This is a genomic window from Cytobacillus sp. FSL H8-0458 (assembly GCF_038002165.1).
Lineage (GTDB): Bacteria > Bacillota > Bacilli > Bacillales > Cytobacillaceae > Cytobacillus.
Genome location: NZ_JBBOBR010000005.1, coordinates 34,603 through 48,862, shown reverse-complemented (window position 1 = coordinate 48,862; position 14,260 = coordinate 34,603). Strand labels below are relative to the sequence as shown.

General features: G+C 45.6%; 6 protein-coding genes, 21 tRNA genes and 3 rRNA genes. 27 read left to right on the top strand and 3 right to left on the bottom strand.

Features of this window, described 5'->3' with window-relative positions:
- On the top strand, positions 1-673 hold a 673-nt coding region (locus NYE23_RS25240), incomplete at its 5' end, for a CsxC family protein (RefSeq protein WP_341082246.1).
- Between the two features lie 107 nt (positions 674-780).
- On the opposite strand, the gene NYE23_RS25235 is transcribed toward NYE23_RS25240, so the two are convergent.
- Positions 781-853 (bottom strand) — tRNA-Ala (locus NYE23_RS25235).
- A gap of 67 nt (positions 854-920) precedes the next feature.
- A complete protein-coding gene (locus NYE23_RS25230; RefSeq protein WP_341082244.1) occupies positions 921-1,619 on the bottom strand; it encodes an MgtC/SapB family protein in 699 nt (232 codons plus the stop codon).
- A gap of 145 nt (positions 1,620-1,764) precedes the next feature.
- On the opposite strand from NYE23_RS25230, the gene NYE23_RS25225 reads away from it, so the two are divergent.
- From NYE23_RS25225 to NYE23_RS25110, 24 genes are all read left to right on the top strand, one after another.
- On the top strand, positions 1,765-2,676 hold the full coding sequence (locus NYE23_RS25225; protein ID WP_341082243.1) for a DMT family transporter: 912 nt from the start codon (positions 1,765-1,767) through the stop codon (positions 2,674-2,676).
- A 994-nt stretch (positions 2,677-3,670) separates the two neighbouring features.
- Positions 3,671-5,221, top strand: a 16S ribosomal RNA gene (locus tag NYE23_RS25220).
- Between the two features lie 207 nt (positions 5,222-5,428).
- Positions 5,429-8,364, top strand: a 23S ribosomal RNA gene (locus tag NYE23_RS25215).
- 251 nt (positions 8,365-8,615) lie between these two features.
- Positions 8,616-8,732: ribosomal RNA gene (rrf, locus tag NYE23_RS25210) — 5S ribosomal RNA — on the top strand.
- The 16S, 23S and 5S rRNA genes sit together here with 20 tRNA genes alongside, the layout of an rRNA operon.
- A 10-nt stretch (positions 8,733-8,742) precedes the next feature.
- Positions 8,743-8,818: transfer RNA gene (locus NYE23_RS25205), tRNA-Val, on the top strand.
- A 20-nt stretch (positions 8,819-8,838) separates the two neighbouring features.
- Positions 8,839-8,914: transfer RNA gene (locus tag NYE23_RS25200), tRNA-Thr, on the top strand.
- Positions 8,915-8,937: 23 nt separating this feature from the next.
- Positions 8,938-9,013, top strand: a tRNA-Lys gene (locus tag NYE23_RS25195).
- Positions 9,014-9,029: 16 nt separating this feature from the next.
- Positions 9,030-9,114, top strand: a tRNA-Leu gene (locus tag NYE23_RS25190).
- A gap of 8 nt (positions 9,115-9,122) precedes the next feature.
- Positions 9,123-9,197: transfer RNA gene (locus tag NYE23_RS25185), tRNA-Gly, on the top strand.
- Positions 9,198-9,203: 6 nt separating this feature from the next.
- Positions 9,204-9,292 (top strand) — tRNA-Leu (locus NYE23_RS25180).
- A gap of 15 nt (positions 9,293-9,307) precedes the next feature.
- Positions 9,308-9,384 (top strand) — tRNA-Arg (locus tag NYE23_RS25175).
- 6 nt (positions 9,385-9,390) lie between these two features.
- A tRNA-Pro gene (locus NYE23_RS25170) sits at positions 9,391-9,467 on the top strand.
- A 9-nt stretch (positions 9,468-9,476) separates the two neighbouring features.
- Positions 9,477-9,552 (top strand) — tRNA-Ala (locus NYE23_RS25165).
- A gap of 19 nt (positions 9,553-9,571) precedes the next feature.
- Positions 9,572-9,648, top strand: a tRNA-Met gene (locus NYE23_RS25160).
- A gap of 17 nt (positions 9,649-9,665) precedes the next feature.
- Positions 9,666-9,742, top strand: a tRNA-Ile gene (locus NYE23_RS25155).
- 12 nt (positions 9,743-9,754) lie between these two features.
- A tRNA-Ser gene (locus NYE23_RS25150) sits at positions 9,755-9,847 on the top strand.
- Between the two features lie 22 nt (positions 9,848-9,869).
- Positions 9,870-9,943 (top strand) — tRNA-Met (locus tag NYE23_RS25145).
- 3 nt (positions 9,944-9,946) lie between these two features.
- A tRNA-Asp gene (locus tag NYE23_RS25140) sits at positions 9,947-10,023 on the top strand.
- Positions 10,024-10,193: 170 nt separating this feature from the next.
- Positions 10,194-10,269 (top strand) — tRNA-Phe (locus tag NYE23_RS25135).
- 13 nt (positions 10,270-10,282) lie between these two features.
- Positions 10,283-10,356: transfer RNA gene (locus NYE23_RS25130), tRNA-Gly, on the top strand.
- A gap of 8 nt (positions 10,357-10,364) precedes the next feature.
- A tRNA-Ile gene (locus NYE23_RS25125) sits at positions 10,365-10,441 on the top strand.
- A 13-nt stretch (positions 10,442-10,454) separates the two neighbouring features.
- Positions 10,455-10,529 (top strand) — tRNA-Asn (locus NYE23_RS25120).
- Positions 10,530-10,534: 5 nt separating this feature from the next.
- Positions 10,535-10,625: transfer RNA gene (locus NYE23_RS25115), tRNA-Ser, on the top strand.
- Between the two features lie 4 nt (positions 10,626-10,629).
- Positions 10,630-10,701: transfer RNA gene (locus tag NYE23_RS25110), tRNA-Glu, on the top strand.
- Between the two features lie 83 nt (positions 10,702-10,784).
- Here NYE23_RS25110 and NYE23_RS25105 read toward each other — a convergent pair.
- Positions 10,785-10,982 carry a hypothetical protein gene (locus NYE23_RS25105; RefSeq protein WP_341082241.1) on the bottom strand — a complete coding sequence of 66 codons (198 nt, stop codon included), beginning with the start codon at positions 10,980-10,982 and terminating at the stop codon, positions 10,785-10,787.
- A gap of 222 nt (positions 10,983-11,204) precedes the next feature.
- Here NYE23_RS25105 and glgB point away from each other — a divergent pair, with 222 nt between their 5' ends.
- Positions 11,205-13,151 (top strand): 1,4-alpha-glucan branching enzyme, encoded by a 1,947-nt coding sequence (gene glgB / locus NYE23_RS25100; RefSeq protein WP_341082238.1) that lies wholly within the window; start codon positions 11,205-11,207, stop codon positions 13,149-13,151.
- Positions 13,093-14,238: a glucose-1-phosphate adenylyltransferase gene (locus NYE23_RS25095; RefSeq protein WP_341082235.1), complete on the top strand. Its 1,146-nt coding sequence runs from the start codon at positions 13,093-13,095 to the stop codon at positions 14,236-14,238. Before glgB ends, NYE23_RS25095 begins: the two co-directional genes overlap by 59 nt.
- The last annotated feature ends 22 nt before the right edge of the window (positions 14,239-14,260 follow it).

Genomic DNA, 14,260 nt, shown 5'->3' with positions numbered 1-14,260 from the left:
AGCTTCAGGAAGCTTTTTCCCTGTAGGAACCACTACTGTAACATGTAGAGCAACGGATGCTGCGGACAATACAGCAGAATGTACCTTTAACGTTACAGTAAGAGAAACTGAAGGAAATGTAGTGCTAGGAAATATTCAGATTCAAACCCTTATAGAAAGTGAATTTAAACTGCCTTCTTATGCAGCGGATATAAAGCAAATTCGTAAGAACGTACATCTAACTCAGTGTAAAGTTCTTCCGATTACTAACGTTAATAATATGGCAAGTTTGTTTGTTGAAGGGTATATTCATAAAAATATTCAATACGTCGAGGGATGCGAGGGTTATGTGAGAGATTACAGTGTGAATGTTCCTTTTAATTGTTATAACAGAGTACAGCTTGCAAGACCAATTCTATTTCCATTCGGCCAATATAGTATGAAGAATAATGATCTTGAAACGAGAGGGCTTGCTGAGGATGGACAAGGTGCAGATCGGTGTACATTCGGTTCTTCAACTTTTGAGATTAAAAATGAGCCAATTCATTGCAAGTTGGTGGCTTCTTCGGTAAATCAATGGGATATTATTCGAAACTTTGACAGTTGTGGCCGCTTTGACACTGTGAGTGAGAAAGAGGACATCTCATTGACTGTTAGACTCACTCAAACGGGAAGCGGTTGTGAACCAAGTTAATTAACAAAATTTTTTTCTTCAGTGACCTTAAATTGGCCAAGGGTTTAATAGAGGTTTATAGAAAAAAGGGAAGCCTCTTATCAAGGCTTCCCTTTTTTCTATTGGTATGGAGAATAGGGGGCTCGAACCCCTGACCTCAACGCTGCCAGCGTTGCGCTCTCCCAGCTGAGCTAATCCCCCGGGTGGTGGTACAAGAAAAATTATAACCACATCGGGGCTATCTTGCAAGAGGAATTATTAAAAAAATTTACTGCATACTATCGATTTCCATGCACTGTACTCCAGGAATACTTGAAACACTGTAATAAACATCCGTAGTTCTTCTTTTGTAATCGACGGCAACGATCAGCTGTACAAGATGCAGATTTTCATCCTCTAAATCTTTAATGCGAATATGTTTTATAGATATATCAAGGTCTTTGACAGCTGGGATGATGTCAGCAATATTTTTTTTATCCCTTACTTTCAGCTGCAGGTTGATTTCTTTTTCTCTTAAGCGTTTGGGACCAATTAACCCCATAATAAAAGGAATTACCTCAACTGATATAATCAGCAGCGCTACTCCGGCCATTGCTTCAATATAAAAGCCTGCTCCTACAGCAATTCCGATTCCTGCTGCCCCCCAAATTAATGCGGCTGTTGTTAGACCTGAAATGCTGTCATTTCCCCGCCTCAATATAACGCCTGCACCCAAGAAGCCGATTCCGGAAACAATTTGGGCGGCTAAACGCAGTGGATCCATCGTTATGTTGATGTTATCATTTCCGGGAAACATATATGCCGATTCAATAGACACAATGGTCAGCAGGCAGCTTACTATGGAAATTACTAAACTGGTCTTTAGGCCGACGGGCTTTCGTTTTAATTCTCTCTCCAGGCCGATAACAAGACCCAGGACTGCTGAAATCCCCAGCTTCATTAATATTTCTATCTCTAAACTGCTCATAATATCTCCCGCTTTTTTAAGTATTATATATCGAAATACGATCTTTAAAATCCTGCTATTATAAAACCGTAGTAAAAGATTGACTATACATTATAAAATGAAATATACCCTAATTATTAGGAAACAGAAACAAGGAGTATTAAAAATGTCAGATAAAAAAATAAATCCCTATGTTGTCCTGGCAATTGGAGTCATTTCTGTCTCAACCTCAGCCATATTGGTGAAGGTATCCAGCGCTCCATCGGGAGTCATTGCGTTTTACCGGTTATTATTTTCTGTCCTATTCATGTTGCCTGTATTTCTTATAAAGTATGTTCCTGAACTTCGTCTTATTACAAGGCGGGATTGGATCTATTCCATCATTGCCGGTGTGTTTCTTGCCTTCCATTTTATTCTGTGGTTTGAGTCACTGAACTACACTTCTGTAGCCAGTTCTACAGTCCTTGTGACTCTACAGCCCCTTTTTGCGTTTGCAGGTACATATTTCTTCTTTAAAGAAAAGTTTACCTGGAAAGCAATATTAAGCGGGCTTCTCGCAATTTTAGGCAGTGTTATTATCAGCTGGGGAGATTTTCAGATCAGCGGGTCTGCTTTGTTTGGGGATATGCTTGCAATCATTGCATGTGCCCTGGTAACGGCTTACTTAATGTTTGGCCAGACAGTCAGAAAAAGACTTTCGCTCATTACCTACACTTTTGTTGTGTACAGTATTAGCGCTATTACATTATTCTTTTATGTGTTAATCGCCGAAGAACCTTTACTCCCCTATGGAACCAGTGATTGGGTATATTTTATCCTGCTCGCTCTTGTTCCCACACTGCTCGGACATACCTTATTCAATTGGTCAGTAAAGTGGCTAAGCACTTCAACCATTTCGATGGCAATTTTATTCGAGCCGGTTGGTGCTGCTGTTTTAGCTTATTATTTGCTTCATGAGTCTATTATATGGACACAAGTTCTTGGGGGAGCAATTGTAATTGGAGGAATAACTCTCTTTTTATTAGATGAGAGAAAGATTCGAATGAAAGAATTGAAGAAAAAAACAACGGTTTCCTGATAAATGGGAGCTTGTCTATAGGTATATTAGTGAAAAAATCTCCCTGAAACGGGGAGATTTTTTTATCTGAATACATAGGTCAGAGCTGAAAAAATAAAAGCAGCTGTAACTGAAAAGATGAAGGTGCCTCCATAGACCTCTTCATCTGAGTTTGCAATTTTAATTCCTTCTGCATAAGCATAAGCAAACAAAAATACGGCCATGATTACTGATAGGTACAGAGCTGCGGTTTCCAGTATGATTCACACCTTCCGTTAAAAGTAGAGTTAATAGATATTATGAAAATTAACTCAAACTATTACTATTTCTTCTTTATACTGGCTATATTTAATTTTGAGTTTGTACTTCAATAAGCAGGTATTAAAATTTCTTATAGATTTATTATTCTGTATGGTTGCTTTTAAAACTGTGGAAAAGTGAACAAAGTTATCAACAGGCTGTGCGTAACTCTGTTGACAACTGAAATAATAAGTGTTTTACAGTGGATAAGTATGTGGGCATGTATGATAAAGTTTTCGAATAATATTCTATTGATATAACTTATTCTTGAAAGTTCAAGTTAAATACGCATTAATTTGATTTGTAGAACATGCACCCATTATGAGATCTGGGTGCAGATTATTTAGATTTTCTGCCGCTTTATTAAAGGTACTCTCTAATAGATTGGTTTCAAATAATCATCTAATAGAAAAGAGATTAATAACAAAATGCATCGAAATATAAAGATAAACATTTTTGAAAAATTATATTGCAAACATTTAATGAGTCATGGTATATTAATTCTTGTCCTCAACAAGGCAATTTAAACAGAGAAAAATCATTTTTAAAAAGTTGTTGACTTGTTTATGGGTAACATGTTATATTGATAAAGTCGCTTCTGGGCGGCAAGGAAAAATATAACAAGAAAAATTGATCTTTGAAAACTGAACGAACAAAACGTCAACGTTTAATCATTAGTCTTTTTTGAAAAGACAAAACGAGCTTAATCAACTCTTATATGGAGAGTTTGATCCTGGCTCAGGACGAACGCTGGCGGCGTGCCTAATACATGCAAGTCGAGCGGACAGATGGGAGCTTGCTCCCTGAAGTCAGCGGCGGACGGGTGAGTAACACGTGGGCAACCTGCCTGTAAGACTGGGATAACTCCGGGAAACCGGGGCTAATACCGGATAACTCTTTTCCTCACATGAGGAAAAGCTGAAAGATGGCATCTCGCTATCACTTACAGATGGGCCCGCGGCGCATTAGCTAGTTGGTGAGGTAACGGCTCACCAAGGCCACGATGCGTAGCCGACCTGAGAGGGTGATCGGCCACACTGGGACTGAGACACGGCCCAGACTCCTACGGGAGGCAGCAGTAGGGAATCTTCCGCAATGGACGAAAGTCTGACGGAGCAACGCCGCGTGAGTGATGAAGGTTTTCGGATCGTAAAACTCTGTTGTCAGGGAAGAACAAGTACCGGAGTAACTGCCGGTACCTTGACGGTACCTGACCAGAAAGCCACGGCTAACTACGTGCCAGCAGCCGCGGTAATACGTAGGTGGCAAGCGTTGTCCGGAATTATTGGGCGTAAAGCGCGCGCAGGCGGTTCCTTAAGTCTGATGTGAAAGCCCCCGGCTCAACCGGGGAGGGTCATTGGAAACTGGGGAACTTGAGTGCAGAAGAGAAGAGTGGAATTCCACGTGTAGCGGTGAAATGCGTAGAGATGTGGAGGAACACCAGTGGCGAAGGCGACTCTTTGGTCTGTAACTGACGCTGAGGCGCGAAAGCGTGGGGAGCAAACAGGATTAGATACCCTGGTAGTCCACGCCGTAAACGATGAGTGCTAAGTGTTAGAGGGTTTCCGCCCTTTAGTGCTGCAGCAAACGCATTAAGCACTCCGCCTGGGGAGTACGGCCGCAAGGCTGAAACTCAAAGGAATTGACGGGGGCCCGCACAAGCGGTGGAGCATGTGGTTTAATTCGAAGCAACGCGAAGAACCTTACCAGGTCTTGACATCTCCTGACAACCCTAGAGATAGGGCGTTCCCCTTCGGGGGACAGGATGACAGGTGGTGCATGGTTGTCGTCAGCTCGTGTCGTGAGATGTTGGGTTAAGTCCCGCAACGAGCGCAACCCTTGATCTTAGTTGCCAGCATTCAGTTGGGCACTCTAAGGTGACTGCCGGTGACAAACCGGAGGAAGGTGGGGATGACGTCAAATCATCATGCCCCTTATGACCTGGGCTACACACGTGCTACAATGGATGGTACAAAGGGCTGCGAAACCGCGAGGTTAAGCGAATCCCATAAAACCATTCTCAGTTCGGATTGCAGGCTGCAACTCGCCTGCATGAAGCCGGAATCGCTAGTAATCGCGGATCAGCATGCCGCGGTGAATACGTTCCCGGGCCTTGTACACACCGCCCGTCACACCACGAGAGTTTGTAACACCCGAAGTCGGTGGGGTAACCTTTTGGAGCCAGCCGCCTAAGGTGGGACAGATGATTGGGGTGAAGTCGTAACAAGGTAGCCGTATCGGAAGGTGCGGCTGGATCACCTCCTTTCTAAGGAATATTTACAAGAAACGTGACGTTCTTTGTTCGTTCAGTTTTGAGAGTTCAATCTCTCAATGAAAGATTCGTTCTTTGAAAACTAGATAATGATTATGAAGAAGCAATAACCGAGTAATCGCCATTTTAGTGAATTCTCTCTATGTTAAATAGAGTTAAAAACCTTTGATCTTGTTCATCTTCGATGAACCTGTCAAATACGGTTAAGTTAGAAAGGGCGCACGGTGAATGCCTTGGCACTAGGAGCCGATGAAGGACGGTACTAACACCGATATGCTTCGGGGAGCTGTAAGTAAGCTTTGATCCGGAGATTTCCGAATGGGGAAACCCCCTATCCGTAATGGGATGGGATCCTTATCTGAATACATAGGATATGGAAGGCAGACCCGGGGAACTGAAACATCTAAGTACCCGGAGGAAGAGAAAGCAAACGCGATTCCCTGAGTAGCGGCGAGCGAAACGGGATTAGCCCAAACCAGGAGGCTTGCCTCCTGGGGTTGTAGGACACTCTACACGGAGTTACAAAGGAACGAGGTAAATGAACAGGTCTGGAAAGGCCGGCCAGAGAAGGTAAAAGCCCTGTAGTTGAAACTTCGTTCCCTCCAGAGTGGATCCTGAGTACGGCGGGACACGAGAAATCCCGTCGGAAGCAGGGAGGACCATCTCCCAAGGCTAAATACTCCCTAGTGACCGATAGTGAACCAGTACCGTGAGGGAAAGGTGAAAAGCACCCCGGAAGGGGAGTGAAAGAGATCCTGAAACCGTGTGCCTACAAGTAGTTAGAGCCCGTTAATGGGTGATAGCGTGCCTTTTGTAGAATGAACCGGCGAGTTACGATTACATGCGAGGTTAAGTTGATAAGACGGAGCCGCAGCGAAAGCGAGTCTGAATAGGGCGAATGAGTATGTGGTCGTAGACCCGAAACCAGGTGATCTACCCATGTCCAGGGTGAAGTCCAGGTAACACTGGATGGAGGCCCGAACCCACGCACGTTGAAAAGTGCGGGGATGAGGTGTGGGTAGCGGAGAAATTCCAATCGAACCTGGAGATAGCTGGTTCTCTCCGAAATAGCTTTAGGGCTAGCCTCATGTAGTAAGAGTCTTGGAGGTAGAGCACTGTTTGGACTAGGGGCCCCCATCGGGTTACCGAATTCAGACAAACTCCGAATGCCAAAGACTTATCCATGGGAGTCAGACTGCGAGTGATAAGATCCGTAGTCAAGAGGGAAACAGCCCAGACCACCAGCTAAGGTCCCAAAGTATACGTTAAGTGGAAAAGGATGTGGAGTTGCTTAGACAACCAGGATGTTGGCTTAGAAGCAGCCACCATTTAAAGAGTGCGTAATAGCTCACTGGTCGAGTGACTCCGCGCCGAAAATGTACCGGGGCTAAACGTATCACCGAAGCTGTGGATTGACATCTTTCGATGTCAGTGGTAGGAGAGCGTTCTAAGGGCGTTGAAGCCAGACCGCAAGGACTGGTGGAGCGCTTAGAAGTGAGAATGCCGGTATGAGTAGCGAAAGATGGGTGAGAATCCCATCCACCGAATGCCTAAGGTTTCCTGAGGAAGGCTCGTCCGCTCAGGGTTAGTCGGGACCTAAGCCGAGGCTGAAAAGCGTAGGCGATGGACAACAGGTTGATATTCCTGTACCACCTCTTTACCGTTTGAGCAATGGGGGGACGCAGGAGGATAGGGTAAGCGCGCTGCTGGATTAGCGCGTCCAAGCAGTTAGGCCGGTAACGAGGCAAATCCCGTTACCACACAGGCTGAGCTGTGACGGCGAGGGAAATTTAGTACCGAAGTTCCTGATTCCACACTGCCAAGAAAAGCCTCTAGCGAGGGAAAAGGTGCCCGTACCGCAAACCGACACAGGTAGGCGAGGAGAGAATCCTAAGGTGAGCGAGAGAACTCTCGTTAAGGAACTCGGCAAAATGACCCCGTAACTTCGGGAGAAGGGGTGCTCATTAGGGTGAATAGCCCTGATGAGCCGCAGTGAATAGGCCCAGGCGACTGTTTAGCAAAAACACAGGTCTCTGCGAAGCCGCAAGGCGAAGTATAGGGGCTGACGCCTGCCCGGTGCTGGAAGGTTAAGAGGAGAGGTTAGCGCAAGCGAAGCTTTGAATCGAAGCCCCAGTAAACGGCGGCCGTAACTATAACGGTCCTAAGGTAGCGAAATTCCTTGTCGGGTAAGTTCCGACCCGCACGAAAGGCGTAACGATCTGGGCACTGTCTCAACGAGAGACTCGGTGAAATTATAGTACCTGTGAAGATGCAGGTTACCCGCGACAGGACGGAAAGACCCCGTGGAGCTTTACTGTAGCCTGATATTGAATTTTGGTACAGCTTGTACAGGATAGGTAGGAGCCTGAGAAGCCGGAGCGCCAGCTTCGGTGGAGGCGTCGGTGGGATACTACCCTGGCTGTATTGAAATTCTAACCCGCGCCCCTGATCGGGGCGGGAGACAGTGTCAGGTGGGCAGTTTGACTGGGGCGGTCGCCTCCTAAAAAGTAACGGAGGCGCCCAAAGGTTCCCTCAGAATGGTTGGAAATCATTCGCAGAGTGTAAAGGCACAAGGGAGCTTGACTGCGAGACCTACAAGTCGAGCAGGGACGAAAGTCGGGCTTAGTGATCCGGTGGTTCCGCATGGAAGGGCCATCGCTCAACGGATAAAAGCTACCCCGGGGATAACAGGCTTATCTCCCCCAAGAGTCCACATCGACGGGGAGGTTTGGCACCTCGATGTCGGCTCATCGCATCCTGGGGCTGTAGTCGGTCCCAAGGGTTGGGCTGTTCGCCCATTAAAGCGGTACGCGAGCTGGGTTCAGAACGTCGTGAGACAGTTCGGTCCCTATCCGTCGTGGGCGCAGGAAATTTGAGAGGAGCTGTCCTTAGTACGAGAGGACCGGGATGGACGCACCGCTGGTGTACCAGTTGTCTTGCCAAAGGCATCGCTGGGTAGCTATGTGCGGAAGGGATAAGTGCTGAAAGCATCTAAGCATGAAGCCCCCCTCGAGATGAGATTTCCCATAGCGTCAAGCTAGTAAGATCCCTGAAAGATGATCAGGTTGATAGGTCAGAGGTGGAAGCGTGGCGACATGTGGAGCTGACTGATACTAATCGATCGAGGACTTAACCAAAACGAAAAGCGGAGGCGACTGTTCAACTTCGAGAGACGTTGGAGAGCCGGCCATTCAAATCCTGGTTTTGGGATTTGGAGGGACGGATCGAAACAGCCGAGAAGTTAGGAGCCGAAGCTAGACAAGTCATTGGTGAATACTCGGCAAATGCTTCTTCATACATTATCTAGTTTTGAGGGAATGAAAAAATGAAATTTCCTCTTGAAAAATCCTGAAAAGACGGTATAATAAAACTTGTCTTTGAAAAATAGTCTGGTGGCGATAGCGAGAAGGTCACACCCGTTCCCATACCGAACACGGAAGTTAAGCTTCTCAGCGCCGATGGTAGTTAGGGGCTGTCCCCTTGTGAGAGTAGGACGCTGCCGGGCAATTAATAATGGAGGATTAGCTCAGCTGGGAGAGCATCTGCCTTACAAGCAGAGGGTCGGCGGTTCGATCCCGTCATCCTCCACCATTAATTTAAATGTACAAGCTGCCGGTGTAGCTCAATTGGTAGAGCAACTGACTTGTAATCAGTAGGTTGGGGGTTCAAGTCCTCTCGCCGGCACCACTTCAGTTCTTTTTATAGAATATGAGCCATTAGCTCAGTCGGTAGAGCATCTGACTTTTAATCAGAGGGTCGAAGGTTCGAGTCCTTCATGGCTCACCATTTTTAATTTCATATTGCGGGTGTGGCGGAATTGGCAGACGCACCAGACTTAGGATCTGGCGCCGCAAGGCGTGGGGGTTCGACTCCCTTCACCCGCACCATTATTTATGCGGAAGTAGTTCAGTGGTAGAACATCACCTTGCCAAGGTGGGGGTCGCGGGTTCGAATCCCGTCTTCCGCTCCATTTATTGCCGGGGTGGCGGAACTGGCAGACGCACAGGACTTAAAATCCTGCGGTAGGTGACTACCGTACCGGTTCGATTCCGGTCCTCGGCACCAGTAGAATTTAATATTGCGCCCGTAGCTCAATTGGATAGAGCGTTTGACTACGGATCAAAAGGTTAGGGGTTCGACTCCTCTCGGGCGCGCCATATTAACGGGGAGTAGCTCAGCTTGGTAGAGCACTTGGTTTGGGACCAAGGGGTCGCAGGTTCGAATCCTGTCTTCCCGACCATTAATCTTTGGGGCCTTAGCTCAGCTGGGAGAGCGCCTGCTTTGCACGCAGGAGGTCAGCGGTTCGATCCCGCTAGGCTCCACCATAATTATATTTACTATTTTGGCGGTGTAGCTCAGCTGGCTAGAGCGTACGGTTCATACCCGTGAGGTCGGGGGTTCGATCCCCTCCGCCGCTACCATTTAATTAAACGATGCTGGACCTTTAGCTCAGCTGGTTAGAGCAGACGGCTCATAACCGTCCGGTCGTAGGTTCGAGTCCTACAAGGTCCACCACTTTTCTTATACGGAGGAATACCCAAGTCCGGCTGAAGGGATCGGTCTTGAAAACCGACAGGCGGGTCAAACCGCGCAGGGGTTCGAATCCCCTTTCCTCCTCCATATTTTATTTTAATAATATTGTCGCGGGGTGGAGCAGTCCGGTAGCTCGTCGGGCTCATAACCCGAAGGTCGCAGGTTCAAATCCTGCCCCCGCAATCTGGTCCGGTAGTTCAGTTGGTTAGAATGCCTGCCTGTCACGCAGGAGGTCGCGGGTTCGAGTCCCGTCCGGACCGCCATTTTTACAAAAAAATATAGAATGTGGCTCAGTAGCTCAGTCGGTAGAGGATTTTAAAAGAATGCAGCTGCGAAGCTTAACATCATCGAATAGCATGCTTTTAAAATCTGCGACAAAGAACGCAGGACTTTGAAGCACATGTTTCAAGCTTTAGGATTAATAAATTTATATGGCTCAGTAGCTCAGTCGGTAGAGCAAAGGACTGAAAATCCTTGTGTCGGCGGTTCGATTCCGTCCTGAGCCACCATTTAGAATCTTACGCGGGTGTAGTTTAGTGGTAAAACCTCAGCCTTCCAAGCTGATGATGAGGGTTCGATTCCCTTCACCCGCTCCAACACATATGGGCCTATAGCTCAGCTGGTTAGAGCGCACGCCTGATAAGCGTGAGGTCGATGGTTCGAGTCCATTTAGGCCCACCATTTTAATTATTGTTCCGTAGTAGCTCAGTGGTAGAGCATTCGGCTGTTAACCGAACGGTCGTAGGTTCGAATCCTACCTGCGGAGCCATATATGGGGAAGTACTCAAGTGGCTGAAGAGGCGCCCCTGCTAAGGGTGTAGGTCGGGTAACCGGCGCGAGGGTTCAAATCCCTCCTTCTCCGCCATATTGGCCCCTTGGTCAAGCGGTTAAGACACCGCCCTTTCACGGCGGTAACACGGGTTCGAATCCCGTAGGGGTCATACAAAAAAGCTGTCAACAATTTGTTGGCAGCTTTTTTGTTGTCCTTGTATAACTCCCTTTTACGGTTCATTTCCGCTCCTATTTAATCAAATTTCTCTTCATCCCTGCTTAATTTATTGCCGGGATTATTCAGATCGATATCAGAAGATATTCCCGTATAGGGGCCCCTAAACATATCACCAGTGGCCATAATCTTTCCATCCGGTGCTTCAAATAGCGGAATCCTTATTTCCTTTTTGGATGCCTCATTCAATAAAATCTCCTCTTCTTTATTGCCCAAAATATTATTCTCCTTTCATTTTTCGCTTGCATATTTTGTTTTATTTTGTCTAAGTTTACCGGAGATTATGCGAAACCTGTTAAAATAGGCAAAATGCTATCGGTTATTAGCAGAATATGAACATTGTTGTCATAAAATTAAAAAAACTTTTACAAGGACTTTTCTCAGGTTCAGCGAATATAACAGGAAAGTCAAAAGAAACGAGACTGGGTGTGGAGAAGGATGGTAGTGGATATTTTGTTTCCAACCGATTATCAGTTGCATTTGTTCCATGAAGGTACACTTTATGAGAGTCACCAGTTATTTGGTGCACATGTAGTTTCAAACGGAGAATCAGTGATTACCCGTTTTTGTGTGTGGGCACCGAATGCTGAAATTATCAGACTAGTCGGTGATTTTAATGATTGGAATGGAGAAGGCTATACCTTACATAGAGTGAATAATGAAGGTGTCTGGATTATTCAGCTGGATGGAAACATGGAGGGTGCCTTGTATAAGTATGAAATTACAACAAAGAGAGGAGATATGCTATTAAAGGCAGATCCTTATAGCTTTTTTTCAGAAGTCAGGCCGAATACAGCTTCTAAAGTATATTCGCTGGACGGGTATCAGTGGAATGACAGCAAATGGATGCAAAAAAAAGAAAAGAAGCCTATTTTTACGGAGCCTGCAGTCATTTATGAGGTCCATCTGGGTTCGTGGAAACAAAAAGAATCTGGAAGTCTGTATACCTACCGGGAGCTTGCAGATGAATTAATACCTTATGTGGTGGAGCATGGGTTTACGCATATAGAATTGCTTCCTCTAATTGAGCATCCGCTCGACGCTTCCTGGGGCTATCAGGGAACAGGTTATTACTCTGTTACCAGCCGTTATGGCAGTCCGCATGATTTTATGTATTTTGTTGATCAATGCCACCAGCATGGTGTTGGGGTGATACTGGACTGGGTGCCGGGGCACTTCTGCAAAGATGCCCATGGCCTTCATCAGTTTGATGGTTCGTATTTGTATGAGTATGAAACAGAAGGCGACAGAGAGAACCGGGTATGGGGCACCGCCAATTTTGATCTCGGCAAAAATGAAGTGCAGAGCTTTCTTATTTCCAATGCTGTTTTTTGGATGGAGAAATACCATATTGACGGCTTCCGGGTTGATGCGGTCGCTAATATGATCTATTGGCCGAACCGGGATGGAAAAACAGAAAATCCGTTTGGTACCCGTTTTCTGCAAAACCTCAATAAAGTGGTGTCACAATATGATTCCTCCTTTCTCATGATGGCAGAGGATTCAACAGATTGGCCGCAAGTGACCGCACCAGTTCATTATGGAGGGCTGGGTTTTCATTATAAATGGAATATGGGCTGGATGAATGACGTTCTTACATATATGGAAACAGAGCCCGAGAGGCGATCTGGTGTCCATGGGAAAATGACATTTTCACTCTTGTATGCTTTTACAGAGAACTTCATACTGCCTTTTTCACATGATGAAGTTGTCCATGGAAAAAAATCGCTGCTGGATAAAATGCCGGGAGATTACTGGCAAAAGTTTGCCCAATACAGGCTCCTGCTAGGCTATATGATTGCCCATCCCGGCAAAAAGCTTCTTTTCATGGGGAATGAGCTCGGGCAGTTTTCCGAATGGAAAGACAAAGAACAGCTTGATTGGCATCTGCTGGATTACGAGATGCATAAAAAAGCAAATGATTATGTGAAAGAATTAATCAAAGTTTATAAACGTTCCAAGCCTCTTTTTGAGCTTGATCACCTTCAGGATGGCTTTGAATGGATTGATTGTCATAATTCGCACCAATCCATCTTTTCTTTTATCAGGAAAGGCTCTAAAGAGGATGATTATCTCGTGATTGTCTGCAATTTTACACCGGCTATATATCCTAAATTCCGTATAGGCGTTCCAAATAGGGGATCTTATCGGGAAATACTTAACAGTGACAGTGATAGCTTTGGAGGATCAAATTGCATTAACAAGAGGGTCCTTAAGAGTGAGGAAATTGAGTTTCATGGCAAGCCGTTCAGTTTGGAAATGTCTATTCCGCCATTTGGCATTTCAATATTACGCCCTGTAAAACATCGAAAGGAGAGGAAGGGAAATGGGAAAGAAAAAGTGCGTCGCAATGCTATTAGCAGGAGGGAAAGGGAGCAGGCTTAGTTCTCTGACAAAAAGCCTGGCGAAACCGGCCGTTCCTTTTGGAGGAAAGTATAGGATCATTGATTTTACATTGAGCAATTGCACCAATTCCGGAATTGATACAGTCGGTGTTCTGACACAATACCAGCCGCTGGTTCTGAATTCGTATATTGGCATAGGCAGCGCATGGGATCTTGACAGAAAGAACGGCGGCGTGACAGTGCTGCCCCCTTACAGCGAATCATCGGAGGTCAAATGGTATACGGGAACAGCCAGTGCCATTTATCAAAACCTTAACTATTTAAAGCAGTATGATCCTGAATATGTCCTGATTTTATCCGGTGATCATATTTATAAAATGAATTATGAGCTGATGCTGAATTATCATATTGAAAAAGGTGCGGATGCCACTATTTCTGTTATTGAAGTGCCTTGGCCGGAGGCAAGCAGGTTTGGCATCATGAACACAGATGAGGAGATGCGGGTCGCGGAATTTGAGGAAAAACCAGCATATCCCAAAAATAATCTGGCCTCCATGGGAATATATATTTTTAATTGGTCTGTTTTAAAGGAATATTTGGAAATGGATGACCGCAATCCGGAATCAAGCCATGACTTCGGGAAGGATATCATTCCATTAATGCTTGACGAAAATAAAAAGCTGTTCGCTTACCCGTTCAATGGCTATTGGAAGGACGTTGGTACAGTTAAGAGCCTGTGGGAAGCAAATATGGATTTACTGGATGATGAATGCGAGCTGAATCTTTTTGATCATGATTGGCGGATTTATTCGGTGAATCCGAATCACCCTCCACAGTATATTTCAACTCAAGCAGAGGTTGCAGAGTCTTTGATAAATGAAGGCTGTACGGTTGAGGGCGAAGTTGAAAAGTCAGTGCTTTTTCAAGGGGTTCTGGTTGGGAAGAATACGGTGATTCGTGAATCAGTCATCATGCCTGATGCTGTAATTGGTGAAAATGTTTATATTGAAAAGGCGATTGTGCCAAGCGGAATGAACATACCTGATGGCGTTGTGATTAGTGCTTCCGAAGAAGATGATGAAATTATTCTGATAACACAGGAAATGATAAAGGGAATTTGTTCTTAATTTACAGCTGGATGCCAAAAAC